Annotated in this window: 17 protein-coding genes, 1 tRNA gene and 1 pseudogene; 6 read left to right on the top strand and 13 right to left on the bottom strand. The window is 58.3% G+C overall.

Features of this window, described 5'->3' with window-relative positions; all coding sequences use genetic code 11:
- Positions 1–49: 49 nt before the first annotated feature.
- From nuoK to NW806_RS07635, 5 genes are all read right to left on the bottom strand, one after another.
- Positions 50–355 carry an NADH-quinone oxidoreductase subunit NuoK gene (gene nuoK / locus NW806_RS07615; RefSeq protein WP_414394380.1) on the bottom strand — a complete coding sequence of 102 codons (306 nt, stop codon included), beginning with the start codon at positions 353–355 and terminating at the stop codon, positions 50–52.
- Positions 356–436: 81 nt separating this feature from the next.
- A complete protein-coding gene (locus NW806_RS07620; RefSeq protein WP_414410625.1) occupies positions 437–1,045 on the bottom strand; it encodes an NADH-quinone oxidoreductase subunit J in 609 nt (202 codons plus the stop codon).
- Between the two features lie 120 nt (positions 1,046–1,165).
- On the bottom strand, positions 1,166–2,503 hold the full coding sequence (locus NW806_RS07625; protein ID WP_414410626.1) for a TPM domain-containing protein: 1,338 nt from the start codon (positions 2,501–2,503) through the stop codon (positions 1,166–1,168).
- A 282-nt stretch (positions 2,504–2,785) separates the two neighbouring features.
- Positions 2,786–3,532: a lipoyl protein ligase domain-containing protein gene (locus NW806_RS07630; protein WP_414410627.1), complete on the bottom strand. Its 747-nt coding sequence runs from the start codon at positions 3,530–3,532 to the stop codon at positions 2,786–2,788.
- 1 nt (position 3,533) lies between these two features.
- Positions 3,534–4,001, bottom strand: a complete 468-nt coding sequence (locus NW806_RS07635; RefSeq protein WP_414404909.1) for a YbjN domain-containing protein — start codon at positions 3,999–4,001, stop codon at positions 3,534–3,536.
- A gap of 115 nt (positions 4,002–4,116) precedes the next feature.
- Between NW806_RS07635 and NW806_RS07640 the strand changes: the two genes are divergently transcribed.
- On the top strand, positions 4,117–4,869 hold the full coding sequence (locus NW806_RS07640) for a 5'-methylthioadenosine/adenosylhomocysteine nucleosidase (RefSeq protein WP_414404910.1): 753 nt from the start codon (positions 4,117–4,119) through the stop codon (positions 4,867–4,869).
- 603 nt (positions 4,870–5,472) lie between these two features.
- Here the strand turns inward: NW806_RS07640 and NW806_RS07645 are convergent.
- A tRNA-Pro gene (locus tag NW806_RS07645) sits at positions 5,473–5,546 on the bottom strand.
- Between the two features lie 210 nt (positions 5,547–5,756).
- On the opposite strand from NW806_RS07645, the gene rpsB reads away from it, so the two are divergent.
- From rpsB to queG, 4 genes and pseudogenes are all read left to right on the top strand, one after another.
- Positions 5,757–6,548, top strand: a complete 792-nt coding sequence (rpsB, locus tag NW806_RS07650) for a 30S ribosomal protein S2 (protein ID WP_414410628.1) — start codon at positions 5,757–5,759, stop codon at positions 6,546–6,548.
- Between the two features lie 309 nt (positions 6,549–6,857).
- Positions 6,858–7,523, top strand: a pseudogene (gene tsf, locus NW806_RS07655) (translation elongation factor Ts); the annotation flags it as partial.
- A 195-nt stretch (positions 7,524–7,718) separates the two neighbouring features.
- Positions 7,719–9,125: an amidohydrolase gene (locus NW806_RS07660; protein WP_414410629.1), complete on the top strand. Its 1,407-nt coding sequence runs from the start codon at positions 7,719–7,721 to the stop codon at positions 9,123–9,125.
- Between the two features lie 2 nt (positions 9,126–9,127).
- The gene (gene queG, locus NW806_RS07665; RefSeq protein WP_414410630.1) at positions 9,128–10,186 is read left to right on the top strand and encodes a tRNA epoxyqueuosine(34) reductase QueG; all 1,059 of its coding nucleotides are present in this window, start codon (positions 9,128–9,130) and stop codon (positions 10,184–10,186) included.
- A gap of 110 nt (positions 10,187–10,296) precedes the next feature.
- On the opposite strand, the gene dnaN is transcribed toward queG, so the two are convergent.
- From dnaN to rnz, 6 genes are all read right to left on the bottom strand, one after another.
- Entirely contained in the window at positions 10,297–11,634 is a 1,338-nt protein-coding gene (gene dnaN / locus NW806_RS07670) for a DNA polymerase III subunit beta (RefSeq protein WP_414410631.1), read from the bottom strand.
- 637 nt (positions 11,635–12,271) lie between these two features.
- Entirely contained in the window at positions 12,272–13,366 is a 1,095-nt protein-coding gene (gene dusB / locus NW806_RS07675) for a tRNA dihydrouridine synthase DusB (protein WP_414410632.1), read from the bottom strand.
- 15 nt (positions 13,367–13,381) lie between these two features.
- Complete coding sequence (gene rpsR, locus NW806_RS07680; protein WP_414394021.1) at positions 13,382–13,597, bottom strand: 30S ribosomal protein S18; 216 nt, start codon at positions 13,595–13,597, stop codon at positions 13,382–13,384.
- Positions 13,598–13,607: 10 nt separating this feature from the next.
- On the bottom strand, positions 13,608–13,802 hold the full coding sequence (gene rpmG / locus NW806_RS07685) for a 50S ribosomal protein L33 (RefSeq protein WP_414394020.1): 195 nt from the start codon (positions 13,800–13,802) through the stop codon (positions 13,608–13,610).
- Between the two features lie 85 nt (positions 13,803–13,887).
- Positions 13,888–14,742: an RDD family protein gene (locus tag NW806_RS07690; RefSeq protein ID WP_414410633.1), complete on the bottom strand. Its 855-nt coding sequence runs from the start codon at positions 14,740–14,742 to the stop codon at positions 13,888–13,890.
- Between the two features lie 40 nt (positions 14,743–14,782).
- Entirely contained in the window at positions 14,783–15,739 is a 957-nt protein-coding gene (gene rnz / locus NW806_RS07695; RefSeq protein ID WP_414410667.1) for a ribonuclease Z, read from the bottom strand.
- 122 nt (positions 15,740–15,861) lie between these two features.
- On the opposite strand from rnz, the gene NW806_RS07700 reads away from it, so the two are divergent.
- Positions 15,862–16,215 carry a HesB/IscA family protein gene (locus tag NW806_RS07700; protein WP_414394017.1) on the top strand — a complete coding sequence of 118 codons (354 nt, stop codon included), beginning with the start codon at positions 15,862–15,864 and terminating at the stop codon, positions 16,213–16,215.
- Positions 16,216–16,221: 6 nt separating this feature from the next.
- On the opposite strand, the gene NW806_RS07705 is transcribed toward NW806_RS07700, so the two are convergent.
- Positions 16,222–17,430 (bottom strand): response regulator, encoded by a 1,209-nt coding sequence (locus NW806_RS07705; protein WP_414410634.1) that lies wholly within the window; start codon positions 17,428–17,430, stop codon positions 16,222–16,224.
- Positions 17,431–17,548 lie beyond the last annotated feature (118 nt).

Genomic DNA, 17,548 nt, shown 5'->3' on the forward strand with positions numbered 1-17,548 from the left:
AGTTGGCAAGTGCTAACGGTGGGTGTTCTCCCGGCGCTAGCTTGATAGGCTACCACTTAAGCAGGTTAAATCTCTCCATATCAATGGTGGCGCGATTGCGGTAGATCCCGAGCACAATGGCCAAGCCTACAGCGGCTTCAGCAGCAGCCACGGTGATGACAAACACCGAGAACACCTGGCCGCGAATCAGAGCTGAATCGACAAAGTTGGAGAAGGCCATAAAGTTGAGGTTCACTGCATTGAGCATCAGCTCAATGGACATCAGCACCCGAATGGCATTGCGGCTAACGATCAACCCATAGATGCCAATGCAAAAGAGGATCGCTGCTACTACCAAGAAAAACTGCAGTTGCAACATCGCGATGAGCTCCATGTAGATACACAATGACAGGGGCCTCGGGAAAGCTCTAGGTTTTATGGTCGAGAGCAGTCAGCTTTAGCGGGTGCTCACCAGCTCTACCGGTCGTTCTGACTCTGATTCCAGCTGGGGTCGGGCCCGCTCCAGCAAGCTCAGATCCCCTTCTCCGGCTTGGGGAAGAACAAACTCCCGCCGCGCCAAGACAATGGCCCCAATCAACGCCATCAGCAGCAAAACAGAAGCCAGCTCAAAAGGCAGAAGATAATCGCTGAAGAAGTGGCCGCCGATCACCAACACACTGCTCAAAGGTTGGATCGGCTGCAGCGGCCAAGGGGTGTTCAAAGCCATCGCGGCTAGAAGGGCAAACAGACCCAAACAGACTACCGCCGTCACTCCGTTGCGCAGCCAGCCCAGCTTCAGAGGGGCAAAGGTGTAGCGCCGGTTCACCAGCATAATGGCAAACAGGATCAGTACGTTGACGGCGCCGACGTAGATCAAAACTTGGGCGGCAGCCACAAAATCAGCATTCAAAAGAAGGTACAGCCCGGCTATGCTCAGGAAAACGCCCCCGAGCAGAAAACCGGAATAGACAATGCTGGGGGCCCAAACCACGCCTAGCGCGAAGCCAATGGCCATCGCCGATAGCACCACAAACGTAACCAGTTGTACGCCTTCTCCGAGGGTCATGAGAGATCCGTCCTTAGCCAGTTTCTATTGCTGCTCCCTTACCACTGTACTGTCCTGGCGGATTTAAGAGAAGCCCGACTCCTTTTTCAGATCGTATAGAGAAATCTCTAGAGTTGGGTCTCACCAACTGTCGTCCGCTCCGTCATCTATGCTGCTACCGCCACCGAAGTCTGAATCTCCACCGAAGTCTGAATCTGTGTCTGTGTCGCTGAGCTCGGGGATGACCACCTCTCGCTCGCTGCGGTACCCGCAGATAGGACAGCTCAGGATTTCCAGCTTCAAGCCGCTAGAGGAATAGGTGGCTTCCCTGAGAACCTGTGTGGTGAGGTCAAGGGTGAGAGCTTGACACCGGGGGCAATAGAGGTGGCGATAAAATGCATTCTCGCGAACAACCACAGCTGCCCCCTGACAGCTAGGGCAAAACCAGCCGTAGTAGCTGGCTCTGCCCCGGCTTTTGGCCAAGCGATCTCCCGGGGAGAGGCACGTATCGAGAACTTGCGCCTGGATGGGGCGCATGGGTCGACCGCAGCTTTGGCAGACCACGGGCTGAAAGGGGATCCCACGCTTCCGGCTCAAGGTGCCGTCAGTGGCCATAGCAGCCACAACCGGCAGAGCGAACCCCAGCCAGTTGCCGCTGGACAATCCTAGGAACACGCCAAGGCAGAGGGATCCCGAATGGAGGAAGAGACGAATGGGGTCGCTCTGAACCGAAGAGAGCACAGCACCTGTTCTTGGATCTCTGCGTGTCAGGGAGAGGACTTGTCTTCCCCCTCGCTTAGCCCTTAGAGAGACGGGCATGCGAGAGCGCTGCCACCCCAGTCCCAAAATGATGATCCCCAGCAGCAGCAGGATCCCTTCCACCAGGGAAGAATCAATGCCCTGGGCCACTGCCCCAGAAGAAGTTGCAATCGTTGAGGTGGTAACTCCAGAAGCTGCCGCAGGAACATTTGCAACGGGCTGGCCCTGCAACACCGAGGTCAACTGCCGCACCCCCGCCAGAGTGCCGCCATCAAAATCCCCATTGCAAAACCGAGGCAGGATTTGCTGGTCGATAATCTGCTGAACCTGGCTGTCGGGGAGGATAGCGACCAGGCCCCTGCCCGTTTCGATTTCCACCCGCCGATCCCCTACCGAGATGAGAAACAAAACCCCGTTGTTTTGGCCTGCCTTGCCGATCCCCCAGTAGTTAAATAGCTGCGTGGTGAAGTCTTTTGGTGTTGCATATCCCTGAGTATTCGGCACGGTAACCACTGCCATCTCGGCACTGGTGCGCTGCTCAAGCTGAGTGATAAGACGGTTGAGCTCGTTTTCGGTGCTGCTGCTGAGGATGTTGGCGGTATCGGAAACCCACCCTCCATACTGACGGCGGGGGTTGGGCACTTGTTCAAGGGTAATGGCCCAAGCGGGCTGCGGCAGCAGGGATACAACTAGCAAAACTGCCGCCCAAACTTTCGGCATGGCTTACCTGGCTGAGCGCTGCCTTGGTTTTAGCACAGCTATTGGGGATGGAGAGGGTAGCAGTCTCTTGCTACTTTGCCTTTGGTGTTTGTCGACACAAAAAATAGCGCTGGGACGAGTCTTGGCTTTCCTCTTTTCGCAGGGGAAAGAGGCTAGAGCTCTAAGCAAGGGAAAATCTTCTTCGGTCTAGCTGCAAAGCCTTCCGGATTTTTCTGCACAACTCTTTTTCAGCAAGAGTCAAGCGATTTCTTGCTCCCTCGATGGTTGATTAGAAACCAGAAACTAAGCCAGCAGTGTGGGCCAGGCTTCTTCTTGCCATTCCACCTCAAAGCACTCCTGGGCCATGCGGAGAAAATGCTCAATCAACTCAGGGATCCCTGGCGCCCTTGGGCAAAGGTCGTACACGCCAATCACCTGCGAGCCGGGCAGGTACTGTTCCCACAGCTCTAGATTGGGCCGCAACAGGAGGGATCCCTGTTGCAAGATCCCCCAAGGTTGCCACAGTTGGGCGTTGCCCATGAGCTTTTTGCCTCGCCAGCTTAGATCGGCGCGGGTACGGGAGGCAAAGCAACTGATTTTATTGCGGTAGCCTGGATTTGGGGTTGGGCGGTTCTGACCATCCGTCCGGCTGGGAGCAGAAACAAGCGGATCCACTTCAACGCCCAGCGCGGCCAGCCCCTGAACCCAAAAGCGGCAGCAGAAGTCGTACACGCAGGCTCGCTGCAAACGGGGTAGGCGAGCTTGGAGGTAAGAGAGGGGCAGCACCAAGCTGTAGGTGAGCTCTGCCCCCTCTTCAGCCGCCTGATGCAACACCGCCCTTCCCCCCGTGGGCCGGCGCACCACTGGGATCCCTGGCGGGGGATCCCAAACCTGATGCCTGCCTAGAGAAAGGGTGAGCCGATCCCAGCCATAAAAGCGCAAGTAGGGCTTGGGGACGTGGCGCAGCCGCTGCAAAAGCCAAAAGTCCTGTTCCATCTGCCAGTTGCCAGCGGCCACGCGATAGGGCAGCCAAGAGCCCTGGGATCCCATCTCAAGCAGGCGGAAACTCTGCTCGGAGCGGCTCGTCGTACTCGTCGGCCAGGCTGGCTACAATGGTAATGGCGCGGGAGATCTCGCCTGCGGTGATCCCTTCCAGGGTGCGGTAGTGGTTTAACACCACCTGGTTGTTCCAGATGCAAAAGCGCGCTTCCAGAGTGTCGCTCCAGTTCTTCTCCAGCAGCTTCCGCATGAGCTTAGCCGGCTCCGCCACCGGCAGAGAGAGAACGGGAGACCACACCAACAGGGTATCTTCGGGGGATTCGCCGCTCAGGTGGACGAACACTTCCACGGTGCCGTAGGTGAATTTCCAGGTGTGCCCCTGCTCGTGGTTTTCGTAGGCGGCATCTTCTTTGAGGCTGGAAACCACTGCCGAGACTATTTCAACGTAGCGAGGGGGCTCTTCCACTAGTCCTGGAAAAACCTCTGAGGAACGTTCGATGAGCGGCTCGCTGTAGGCCATGGCCTTTTTCCCTACTCCCTGTCAACCACCTTAACTATACTCCCTAGGAGTCTGAGCTCCTAGCCGGATCCAGCTTGCGCCAGAATGGAGCTGCTTTGGGTTAACTGCAAGCGCTATGGCAACTGCATCTAGCCCATCCCAGAAAGCTATTGGTATTGTGGGGGCCTTGCCAGAAGAAGTGGCCATGCTCACCCAGGCCATGGAGACCCATTCCGTCCATACCTACTTGGGGCGGCAGTTCCATCAGGGATCCCTGGCTGGGCAGCCGGTGGTGGTGGTTCAAGGGGGGGTGGGCAAGGTGCGGGCGGCAACTACGGCAGCTCTGCTGGTGGCTCATTTCCCCATCGGGGGAATCATCTTTACCGGCGTGGCCGGGGCTTTGGCCGATCATCTCCAGATGGGAGATGTGGTGCTGGCCCATGCCGCCATCGAACACGATTTTGGCACTGGCCGCCCAGAGGGCTTTGTCTTGGGGATCGACTTCATTCCCGAGTTGCGCCATCCTCTAGCCGAGGCCGATAGGGCCCTCTACGACCTGATTGTGCCTCAGCTGGAGCGGATCCCTCTCCACCCTCTGCAGGGACGGCAACCGGCCATCCACCAAGGTCTAGTAGCCACCGGCGATGTATTTGTGGCCGACGCCAACCTACGGCGCCAAATTCGCGAGCGCACCGGGGCCCTGGTGGTGGAAATGGAAGGAGCGGCAGTGGTGCGGGTGGCGCAAGAAGCTGGGATCCCTTGTCTGTTGGTGCGATCGGTCAGCGATGTAGGAAGCGATACCGATTTTCTAACTTTTTTTCAGACAGCGGCTCTCAACTCAGCAGCGGTGGTTCACAGCGTTTTGCAAAGCTTGCCTCCTCCGCTCTGAAAGACTTATACAACTCCGGAAAAAAAGCGGACTTTTGCTCCAGAACGACCCGTAGCTAGCAGCAGAGCCCACCTTCACTACCCCACTAGTCCACAGGCGTCACTTCCCGTCGAGCTGACGAGAGTTGCTCCTTGCTCTTGATCGAGCACACAGGCTGAAGACGGAGCTAACTTTCGCCTAGGCAGAGTGCCTACCCGAAGAAATGGATCTGCTCGCCTACTAGCCTAGCTAATCCACGTGGAGGCAGAAGGTGCGTTGGCGAGGTTGCCCGGTGTGCCCCGAAGTGGCCTCCGGCCCGCTACGCGAACGGATGGAGTTCAAGTCGAGGACTAGAGGAAAGCCCTCATCAATCTAGCCGTGGGGAGGAAGCGCCGCCCGCTAACAGAAGTTACTAATCCTACTCCGGTGCAAGTGGCCAAGATAGAAGCCACCTAGCAGGCTTAAGAACCTCGCACCGCTAGCGCAAATGCTACTTTCTTCCCGGGAGCAGTTTCCCTGTTCGCGCCGGCGAGACGGAGCCCTCAACCTTTAGCCCCGGGGTAGCTTACCGCCAGAAAAAAGCTTTGGCCCCTGCCTTTAGACAGGGGCTCTCTCTAAGCTAAGTCGGAGCGAAAGGATTTGAACCTTCGACCCCCACTACCCCAAAGTGGTGCGCTACCAAGCTGCGCTACGCCCCGACGCACCTGTACCAGAGATCCTCTCTGGAGGTGCCCTACTAAGCTAGCACTAGAAACTGGATCTTGGCAAGAGCTCTACCCCGGCTGCCAAATCCTGCAAGGGACATGCTAGCCTGGTTAGGCTGTCAAAATCCCACACGCCTGAACCACCGGGTGCCCTTAACTGGGATCTGTTCAGGCGGAGGCTAACCCGTAGGAGATAACTGAACCATGAGCATTGTTACTTTGCCTCAACTGTTGGAGGCTGGAGTTCACTTCGGTCACAAGGCCAGCAGCTGGAACCCCAAGATGCGGCCCTACATTTTTGCTGAGCGCAACGGCATCCACATCATTGACTTGGTGCAGACAGCCCGCTACCTCAATGAAGCCTATGAATACGTGCGGGAGGGTGCTGAGAAAGGCTGGCGCTTCCTATTTGTCGGCACCAAGCGGCAAGCTGCTGGGATCATTGCCCACGAAGCCACCCGCTGTGGCAGCTACTACGTCAATCAGCGCTGGCTGGGGGGCATGCTCACCAACTGGGCCACGATGAGAACCCGTATTGATCGCCTCAAAGAAATCGAAGAGATGCAAAACAGTGGCCTGCTCGACCGCCTGCCCAAACAAGAAGCAGGCCGCCTAAGGCGTGAGTTGGCCAAGCTGGAGAAGTACCTAGGCGGCATCAAAAACATGCGCCGGCTCCCCGACGCTGTGATTATCGTCGATCAGCGGCGCGAAGCCAACGCCGTCCGAGAATGCATCAAGCTCAAGATTCCCATCATCTCCCTCCTAGATACCAACTGTGACCCTGACCTCAGCGACGTCTTCATCCCCGCTAATGACGATGCCATTCGAGCGATCAAGCTGATTGTAGGCAAGCTGGCCGATGCCATCTACGAGGGGAGGCATGGGCAGCTCGACACCGTCGAAGAGGAAGAGTACGACTACGAGGGGGCTATGGATCTAGAAGAGGACATTTTGGAAGATCTGGGAGACGAAGGCGAAGCCGACGAGGGCGAGTAGCCCCAAAGGGATTCCAGACCCCCTGGCATTCCCTTGCCTCCTTTCTGCCCCATACCCTTGGGGAGCTAGGTTTAGAATTATTTCCCAGGGGAGCGGCTGCGGAGCTTCCGACGGGGAGAGGGAACCCCTCCCGTGCTAGGCTACAAGAGTAAATAGCTAGCGGCGCGGCGTACTCTGGGGAGCTGCTTTTGTAACCCAGCTTGGAGATCTGTGGTTGGCTTGCCAACTGTAAGGCTGCTCAAAGCCCCTAGCTTTAGCCAGGTGCAGCTTACACCGCGCCATATCCTTCACTTTAGCTGAGGAACTCTCATGAGCGACACCAAGACCAGTGTCAAAATCGATCCCCAACTTGTCAAAAAACTGCGCGAAGAAACAGGCGCAGGCATGATGGATTGCAAAAAAGCCCTGGAAGAAGCTGGCGGCGACAGGGAGAAGGCTATCGTCTTGCTGCGCCAGAGGGGCTTAGCAGGAGCAGCCAAGAAGGCTGGCCGCATTACCGCTGAGGGAGTTGTTGATAGCTACATCCACTTCGGCAACCGGATCGGCGTTTTGGTAGAGGTCAACTGCGAGACAGACTTTGTAGCCCGTAACGAAGAGTTTAGAAAGCTGGTTCAGGACATCGCTAAGCAAATTGCCGCCTGCCAAAACGTGGAGTACGTCAGCATTGACCAGATCCCTCCTGAAGTGGTGGAGCGGGAGAAGGCCATCGAGATGGGCAAAGAGGATCTGGCTAGCAAGCCCGAGCATGTGCGGGAAAAAATTATCCAAGGTCGCCTTGAAAAGCGCCTGAAAGAGCTATCTCTAATGGATCAGCCCTTCATCAAAGATCCCTCGATCACCGTAGAGGAATTGGTCAAGCGACACATCGCCAAGCTGGGAGAAAACATCCGGGTGCGGCGGTTTGCTCGCTTTGTCTTGGGAGAAGGAATTGAGAAAGAAAAGACGGATTTTGCCGCTGAGGTGGCTGCCCAGGCAGGTCTGAACCCGGCCGAGCCCCAGCCGACACCAGCGGAGGCAGCTCCTCCCGAGCCTGCTGCAGGGGTTGCTGAACCTACAGCCGCGGAGGGTAAGCCTGCCAAGAAGAGCTCTACCAAGAAGAAATAGCCTCAGCCCAACTTTAGCCGCTAACCTTGGCGCGCTTGGCTCCGACGGCCTTTTCCTGTTCCCGCCATGAGCTACGTTTTGCGCAATGCGCTGATCCCCACTGCTAGCGGCTACGAGACGACAGATGTCCGCATTGAAGGGGAGCAAATCGCCGCTATCGGCAAGGGGTTGTTGGCAGGGGCGCCAGGCAGCGTGGAACTGAACGCTGACAACAAGCTCCTGCTGCCGGGCTTTGTTAACGCCCACACCCATTCTTCCGAGCTGTGGCAGCGAGGGATCATCCCGCCCTACCCGCTAGAACTTTGGCTAGCGCAACTGCACGAGTACGCGCCGCCGGATCCAGAAAAGATTTATCTCAGCGCCCTGGCGACGGCGGTGGAAACTCTGCTTAGCGGCGGCACGACCGTAGTGGATCACCTGATCCTCATTCCCGGCCAGGAGCTGGCCACTGTTGAGGCAGCCGTGCGGGCCTATCGGGAGGTCGGGATCCGCGCCTTCATTGGTCCGCTGCTTCAGGATCAGGCTCTCCCCGCTTGCCTGCCGGGTGGAGAAGGGGGGTCGGCAGCCTATCCCCTCTCTACCGCCGAGGTGTTGGCCATGCTGGAAGAGGCAGTTCAAAAGTATCACCGGCCTGAGGAAGGCATCAGCCTAATGGTGGCCCCCACCGGCATCCAACTCTGCTCCGACCAGCTGTTCGAAGGCTGTGCTGAGCTCAGCCAGAAGTACAACCTGCCTCGCCACGCCCACCTCTTGGAAACCCGCGCCCAGCAACTGCTGGCCCAGGAAAAGTACGGCTGTAGCGCTGTGGAGCATCTGGAGCGCCTGGGCTACCTAGACCGAAAAACTTCCCTAGCCCACTGCGTTTGGCTGACTGCAGGCGATATCGAGATCTTGGCCCGTGCAGGCTCGACGGTTGTTCACAACCCCTTAAGCAACCTGCGCCTGGGCAGCGGCATTGCCCCTATCTTGAAATACCGTCAAGTGGGGGTCAACGTGGCCTTTGGCTGCGACGGGGCGGCCAGTAACGACTCCCAGGATCTCCTAGAGGCGATCAAAATCGGCACCATCCTGCACAACGTCACCGATCCCGACTACCGGCACTGGATCTCCCCCCGCGAGAGCGTTGAAATGGCCTCCCGTGGTGGGGCCATCGGCCTGGGTCTGGGGGACAAGCTGGGATCTCTGGAAGTGGGCAAGCAGGCTGACCTGGTGCTCTATGATCTCACCCAACTGTCGCTGCTACCTCGCACGGATCCCATTGGGCTACTGGTGCTGGGCCGGCCCACCCAAGCAGTCCACAGCGTCTGGATCAGGGGAAAACAAGTGGTGGCCGATGGCGAAGTAACGACGGTGGATGTAGCGAAGCTGCGGCAGGAGCTATTTCGACACAGCTCCTGGGATCCCTTCCGCCGCTCTCAGCAGGCAGCCCAGCTGGAGGCCCGCTACCGTCAGGTGATGGGTTTGCCGGGGTAGTCATGGCGGGGATCCCTAGGGAGTCAGAGATTGACTGGGCCAAAGCCACCGAGCAGGTGAAGCAACAGGCGCGGGCGCTGGGCTTTGACAAAGTCGGCATTGCCAGCGCGGCAAACCCTCCTGATTGGGCAGGTCTACGGGCCTGGCTGGCTGCCGGTATGGCTGCCGACATGGCCTGGATGGCGGATCCGCGGCGCCAGAATCTGGAGCTGGTGCTGCCGGGGGTACAATCCCTAATCTGTGTAGCTCTCAATTACTACACTCCCACCCCCCACAGCCGGGATCCGGCCAAAGGCAAGATCTCCCGCTACGCCTGGGGGCGAGATTATCACCGCGTGCTGGGACGGCGACTCAAACAGCTCCACCTTTGGATGCAAGCTCAATTTCCCAATTACCAGGGTCGCTTCTACGTAGACACTGGCCCGGTGGCAGAAAAGCCCTGGGCCATGCAGGCGGGCTTGGGTTGGATTGGCAAAAACAGCCTCCTGCTCACCCGCGAGTACGGCTCCTGGGTGTTTCTGGGAGTGATCCTGACCACTCTCAAGCTAGTTCCCGACCGTCCCCATACTGCCCACTGTGGCACCTGCACCCGCTGTCTGGAGGCCTGCCCCACCCAGGCCATCGTCAGTCCAGGGGTAGTGGATTCGCGCCGCTGCATTGCCTACCACACCCTGGAAAGCCACGCCGAGCGGATCCCTGCTGAGATTGCCCAGAACCTGCACAACTGGGTGGCCGGCTGCGACATCTGCCAGGAGGTTTGTCCTTGGAACCAGCGCTTTGCTCGGCCCAGTCCCCTTCCCGACTTTCAGCCTTACCCTTGGAATGTTGCCCCCGATCTCCAAGAACTGGCCCGGATCGACGATGAGGAGTTCGACCGCCGGTTTCCCGCCTCTGCCCTGCGCCGGCTCAAGGCCCACCGACTGCGCCGCAACGCCCAAGCTGCCCTCCACGGAGATGCCGATTCGGCAGTAGGTGAGCCGGGATTAGATCGCCATCGAGTGGAGCCTCTAGAGCAGCCAGCGCAGCTCCCCAGCGCTACACTCTCAGGCCGCTCAGAGTAATGGACGAAGGTGATGGCTCATGGGCCCCTGAACTATGGACCAAGCCCGCCAGGTGGCCAACCAAGCGCCTCTCAGCCTGCTGAATGGCACTCTTCCAACCGCGAAACGCCCTAGGTTGCCCGCAGTTGTACTGGCATGACCAAATAGCAGAGGCGCATCGCCCCAATTGGCTTCCAAACGGCTGGCTGCGTGGCTCCGTTGAGCTCCAGGCTCACCTGCTGCGTGTGGAACACCTTGAGAGCCTCCAGCAGGTAGCGGACATTGAAGGCCACCTCGAGATCAGGGCCGGACATCTGTACTGGCAGCAATTCCTCGCCACTGCCTACGTCGGGTGCCTCGGTACTAATGCGTAGGGTTTGGGTTGCCGCAGAGAGACTGAGCTTGATGATGTCGTTCCGCTGGGCAGCAAACACCCCCACCCGCTCTAGGGACTCCACCAGGGGCCGACGCTCTAAGGTTACGTGTCGCTCAAACTGCTTGGGCAGCAGACGGTTGTAGTCGGGGTACTGGCCCTCCAAAAGGCGGCTGGTAATCCGCTGCTGGCACTGAGCGCTGCTGGCGCCAGGGGGCAGAACAAATTGCACCTGCGACCGGTCAAACCGCAACTCCACCCTGGAGGCAACCGTTTGGGCGCTGAGGATGCGCTCCACCTCCCGCAGAGTTCGAGCAGGAATGGTGAAGTCAGGTCCTCCCCTGGATACCTCGACCGGGATTCCCTCAACTTCCACTTGGGCTATGGCCAGCCGATGTCCATCGGTAGCTGCAAACTCTAGCTGTGGCGGATCCCCTGGCACGAGCTTGACATGCACCCCTGTGAGCACCTGCTTGGTCTCGTCACTAGAGGCAGCAAAGAGGGTCTGGTCAATGCCCTGCAGTAGGCTCTCAATGGGCACCTCTAGAGCCTGCGCCGCGGGGTGTTCAAGGGACTCGCTCCCGCCGGGGCAAGCGGCAGCCACCTCGCTGGCAGCAGGGATCGCCACCTCCGGCAGGGTGGGGTACTCCTCCGCGGCAACACTGCGCAGCTGGTACTGGCCAGCGGCTGAGGTGAGGAGGACACGCTCCTGAGCTTGGCTCAGGGTAACTGGGCCTCTAGGCAGACGGCTGACAATGTCGCCAAACAGCTTGGCTGGCAAAGCCAGGCGACCGGATGCCTTCACCTCCGCTTCAAACTCGCTGCGAATGCCTAAGCTGAGGTCAAAGCCAGTCAGCGCCACACGCTGCATTTCTGCACTGGCTTCTACCAGCACGTTGGCCAGAATCGGCAGGGCGGGGCGGCTGGCAACCGCTCGTCCAACTGTTGCCAGGTGCTGGCTGAGCTCGGCTTGCTCACAGGTAAAGCAAAGGCTGCCGCTAGGACTCCCTCCCGCTTGGGGGAAGGGCTGGCCCATAGCGTCGTCAACGCCGTGGAGATCTCCAGACCTGCCGTCGCGCGGGGCAGACGCGAACATGGCAGCCCTGGATTCTCCCTCCACAGGACGCTGAGCTTGCACCATTGCGGGACTCGCGAGCTGAGTATGCCAATCCTAGCACCCACTCGCCCCAGGCGATCCCTTAGCTTGCACTCTCGCGCGCGAGGAAGATTACAAACCACGATCCCTACCCAATTTAAATTTTTAACTAGTAGTAGTAGGGCCTGTGGAAATTGTGGAAATTGATTGCCCGACGATTAGCAAAGCCTTACGCCGCAAGCCTTTGAGCTTATTCCCTGCCTGTGGAAAATCTGTGGATAACTTGGGGGTCTTTTCCACAGGGTATTTATACCTTGTGGATAACCCGGGGTCTTTTTCCACAGGTTTTCCACAGTTTTCCAAAGTTTTCCACAAGTTTTCCACAGGCTGGCAAGGCGGGAGCTTGAAAAGTTTACAAAACTTAACGCTCTGCTCCTTGAGGATCCTCTAGACTGAGAAGCCGTAGCCTCAGGAGGGATCCCATCCAGGTTAGGGGCGACCTGGCAGGGATTGGCTAGGGGCTTTTTGGGAAAGCAGAAGATAGATTGGTAGCCTGCTCCCTTCAAGCAGCTAGGAGAGGTGGCTTGTGGGCAGCTAAGCTACCTCAGCACAGAGTGTCAAGGAAGGGGAAGGGTGGCTAAGCCAGAAGAGCCTCCTTGGTGGCAGCGTGTTCTCTCTCAAGAGCCTCACCCATTTCCTCATCCTCAGGCTCCGGAGCGGCATCTTGGCAATGCTTCATGGCCTGCAGCAGCAGCGCTTCTCCCTCTTGCAGCGTCTCGATGCGGCAGAGAAGGGCGCGAAAGTGGGAGGCGCCGGCAAAGCCTTTGACATACCAGGTCATGTGCTTGCGGGCCTGCCGGATCCCGCGCTCCCCCTTGTATTCCCAAAGCCCTCGCAGATGCTCCAAGGCTACTTGAATTCGCTCTAAGGGAGTAGCAGGCGGTCTCTCTTGCCCGGTCTTAAGGAAGTGATCGATCTCTCCCACTAGGAAGGGGTAGCCCATCGTGCCGCGAGAACACATCACCCCGTCAGCGCCGGTTTCTTCGAGACACTTCACGGCTGCAGCGGTGGAGAAGATGTCTCCATTGGCAATGACTGGGATGCGCAGACGTTCCTTAACGCGGCGGATCCACTCCCAGCGGGCTCTGCCGCTGAAGCCCTGGGCACGTGTCCGAGCGTGTACAGTAATAAGTTGGGCTCCTGCCTCCTGAAGGCGGTAGGCAAAATCCAAAATGTTAATCTCCTCGTCCGACCAGCCCAAGCGCGTTTTTACGGTAACGGGCACCTCCACTGCCTTGGCCACTGTCTCAACAATTTTTGCAGCGGTGTCTGGATCTCGCAGCAGGGAAGAGCCCCCACCGTTTCTAGTAATCTTATTTACCGGGCAGCCCATGTTGATATCCACCAGGGTTGCCCCTTCGTCCACAGCCATGCGAGCGGCTTCAGCTAGGAAATGGGGCCGGCAGTCAAACAACTGAATGCCAATGGGCTGCTCCCCCTCCCCCACCTCCATAACGCGGGGCAACTCGCGGGCATAGTGCAAGCCGATGGCGCTGACCATCTCAGTGTAAACCATGCTTTGAGGGGCAAAACGGCGGACTAGCCGCCGGAAGACCATGTCGGTTACCCCTGATAGCGGTGCCTGAAAAACCCGACTGAAGATCTTTACCCTCCCAATCTCTAGGGGTTGGGCCATTCGGGCTTGCAACTGCGGTGAAAGCTGCAGGCTCATTAGAAGCCGATGCAACTACCCTTCTTTGTTGACAAAGTAAAGAAGGCCCAGGATGCGCGCCTGTTTGATGGCTTTGGAGACTTGCCGCTGCTGCTTGGCGGTTAGCCCCGTAATGCGGCGAGGCAGGATTTTGCCGCGCTCGGTTACGAACTTCTTGAGCAGCTCAACGTCAGTGTATCTAATGGGTTCTCCCGGCTTGATGGGAGACAAGCGACGGCGAACGTAAACCATAGCTCCAGAACTACTTGATCTCCTTGTGAAGAGTATGGCGGTTACACTTGGGACAGTATTTTCTCAGCTCCAAGCGACCGGGTGTGTTGCGGCGGTTTTTGGTAGTGGTGTAGCGGTTCACACCTGGAGAACGCTTGTTAACGTTGGTGCGGCACTCCGTACACTCCAGCGTAACGATGATACGAGCGCCTTTTCCCTTGGCCATGGTGGATTCCTCTGCAGAGAGAGTACTAGGCCACCTCTCCAACCTCAACAGCCATGGTTGGAGAAGGGCTTGCGTGTAAGCGCAACTACCAATTATCCAACTTTTCTTTGAGGGAAGCAAGCCAGCTTTTAACTTGCTTGCTGGTCTGCTGGCGAAGGCTGCGGGTGTTGCGGCCAACATCCTGACGTAGGCGCCCTAGCTGGCTGGAGAGACCCCGTACTGCCTCGTTGCGCTGGGCTTTGCGCAGAAGATCCCGTGCAGCCAGTTTAACGTCCTCAGTAGCTTCTCCCTCGAGAATTTCTTGGAGCAGCCGTAGGACTTTTTCATCCAGGCGGTAGCCCTGCTCGGATTCCACCACTAGGGTGCGCCCGGCGCGGTCGTGGATGCTCTGGCGCTTTTCCTTGTCGAAGAAGGCAAACAGTCCGTCGGCAGCCAGCGGCACCAGCAGGGCTGCCGTGAGGATAAACAGCGAGAGCACTCCCTCGCGGGCCAAGGAGCGAACTAGGTGAGGTGAGGCCTCGGTTTCCGGATCCAGGGTTTTGAGGTTCAGCAGCCATTTGCCCAAGCTCTGGCCAGCGGGTCGAGATTGGAAGTAGCCGCGGTTCACCAGCCAAGCGGCAAAAAAGGCAATGTAGCCGGTCATGTCCACGGCAGCCGCATCGGCTCCTACCAGAGAAGCCAAGCCCTGCGCCAGGTAGGAAACCCCCAGTCCCAGCCCAAAATCTAGAGCAAAGGCGCCGACCCGTTTGCCCCAGGGAGCCAGTTTGGGCAGGGTTTCCTCATCCTGGGGAACCCTAGCTGCCTGGGGAGCCGATTGCTCGGCCTGTACAGGAGGCAGGGAGGTTGCTGGGGGCAAGGCGCTAAAGGTTTGCCACTCGCTGGCGCTTTGATCCAGTTGTTCGGTTTTGGGCCGTTCGAAATAGGGTCTGGGATCCGTCATCGCTGGTTGGGACAGTTTTTACCATTCTAGCGAGGCAAACCTACACCTCCAGCGCTAGGGGAACAGGGCTGCGGCGAGGGATCTCGTAGGTCATCCGATCCCGAGCCAGGAGGGTGTTGGGAAAAATGGCCCGGGCTTCGGCCAGCAGGTCTTCCAAAGTGATGGGGCCATCCGAGGTGTAGCGAGGGCTGAAGTGAGTGAGGATGAGGGTTTGGGCTTTGGCTTCGGCGGCCACCCGCGCAGCCATGGCAGCAGTGGAGTGCTTGGCGCGCTGGGCCAAGTCGCGATCGGCTTCGGCATAGGTGGCCTCGTGGATGACCAGATCGGCGGCGCGAGAGAGGTCAACGGCGTTGCGGCAGAAAGTCGTGTCGGTGCAGTAGGAAAACTTGCGGCCTGGAATGGGATCCCCCACGTAGTCTCGTCCGTGGAGCCAGCGGCCTTGCCAGAAGATGGATTGCCCAGCTTTGAGCTGGCCGTAGAGGGGACCAGGTGGGATTCCATCCGCTTGGGCCTTGGCCACGTTAAAAGTGCCTGGTCGGTCCTGTTCCACCACGCGGTAGCCAAAGGCAGGCACCCGGTGATCCAGGGGCGCGCAAAAGACCCAGTACTCCGGATCCTGGAGAATGAGACCTGTCTCTATGGTGTGAACCCGAAAGGAATAGGGGATCCGCGTCTCGCTATATCGCAGCACCGCCTTCAGATACTCTTCTAGGCCAGGGGGACCGTAGATGTCGATGTGTTGGGGGGTGCTGCCCAGGCCGCAGGAAGCCAACAGTCCCGGCAGGCCGTAGATGTGGTCCCCGTGCATGTGAGTGATGAAAATGCGGCGCAACTGGCTGGGGCGCAGCTCGTCTAAGCGCAGGAGCTGGTGTTGGGTGCCCTCGCCACAATCAAACAGCCACCATTCCGACCGCTGCGGAAACTGCACCGCCACTCCTGACACATTGCGCTGGCGGGTGGGCATGCCGGAGCTGGTACCCAGAAAGGTAACCCGGATAGCGTTAGGATCCGTCACAAGGGTCAAACGTCGACAACGTTAAGGAACGGGATCCCTAGCTTATCAACTGTTTCTGCCTGGAAAGGATTGTTAGGATAGGGGTACGTGTCAGCTTTCCCGCCATGATCACCTTGACCGATAGCGCCATCCAAGAGCTAAAGCGCCTGCGCAGCAAGTACGAGAAAGAGGGATCCCAGCCCATCTTGCGCCTGGGGGTCAAGCCCAGCGGCTGCTCTGGCCTCTCCTATGTGATGAACTTTGAGTCTCAGGCCAACCCCGACGATCACACCTTCGACTTTGGGGATCTCCGGGTGGCGGTGGATCCCTTGAGCATGACCCTGCTCCAGGGCCTCACTGTCGACTTTTCCGAAGATCTGTTGGGGGGTGGCTTCAAATTCAAGAATCCCAATGCCGTGGCTACCTGCGGCTGCGGCACTTCCTTTGCCACTGCTGAAACTGCTGCTGTCGGCCATTAGGGGGCCTCAAGGATTGGATGGCACTAGACTGGGCAGGCGTAGTACAAACCAGGTCCACCCCTTTTGGCTAGTGACCTGGATGTGGCCCCGCAGATACTCCACCCACTGCTTCACCAAAGCCAGCCCCAAACCGCTGCCCGGCTGGGTCCAGGGATCTACAGTGGGCACGCGGTAAAAGCGCTCGAAAATGTGGGGCAAGTGTTCGGGCTCAATCTGGGCAGTGTTGCCGATTCTGAGCTCCACTCCACCGGGAAAGGCTTGCACCTCTAAGCGGAGGGTTCCGCCCGGCTGGGTAAACTTGCAGGCATTTTCTAGCAGTTCCTTCAGGATCAGGGTTAGCTGCTGCGGGTAGCTGTAGAACGCTGTGGGCAATGAGGTCAGTTCCGCAGTCTCCAGCTTCAGTTGGCGGGCTTGGAGCCGTTCTCTCACCTCATCAAGCAGGTTTTTGCAGAGGCCCTGGAGATCGATAGCGGCAGCCTCAGAACTCAACTCCTTGGCTTCTAAGCCCTGCAGATCCAGCAGTCGGTTGATCAGCTCAATTTCGGCTTGGCACTCTTCCAAAGCAATACGTTGGTACTGCCGCTGCTTCTCGTTGAGGGGGGTGCGGCCCAGGAGTTCCAAGGCTAGTCTGATTTTGGTTAAGGGCGTGCGCAGCTCGTGGGAGACCGCGGCCAAAAAGTGGTCTTTGAGGCGGTTGAGCTGCTCCAAATCTGCTACCTGGCAGGCCAGTTGAGCAGTGCGCTCCTTCACCTTGGCTTCCAGTTCTTGGTTAAGCTGTTGTAGACGGCGTTGGGCCTGGCTAACTTGCAGCAAGTGGTGCAGCCGCCGCTTCAGAACTGACCAGTGGATAGGCTTAGGGATGTAGTCACTGGCTCCTGCAGCAAAAGCCTCGTTGACAAAAGCTTCGTCTTCCAAAGCGGTGACGATTAAAATCGGCATGTCAGGGTTTTGGGCATGGAGGCGGCGGCAGCACTCAAACCCATCTAGGCCCGGCATCACCGCATCCAGGAGTACTATATCTGGCTGGTAGCGGCTTGCAGCTTCTAGGCAGGCTAAGCCGCTGTCGGCTTCTAGGATGTGGTAGCCTTCTCGCTCCAGGGCGTAACGAGCCAAAAGCCGCTGGCTGGGATCATCGTCCACAATTAGGAGAAGAAGTCCCTTCTCCGCGGAAGCGGAGTTAGATCCAGCCAAGGGACTAACCTCAAGCTTCTGCATGAGCACCTGGAGAAGAAAGAGGTTTTGGCACAGCAGCCGACAGCTCGAGGATAACCCGCTGATACTTGGCTTCCAGCCGTCGGAGAGACTTCTCAAGTGTATCTCATTTACAGAGTTG

The sequence above is a fragment of the Synechococcus sp. W65.1 genome (assembly GCF_047461615.1).
In the GTDB taxonomy this organism is placed as follows: domain Bacteria; phylum Cyanobacteriota; class Cyanobacteriia; order Thermostichales; family Thermostichaceae; genus Thermostichus.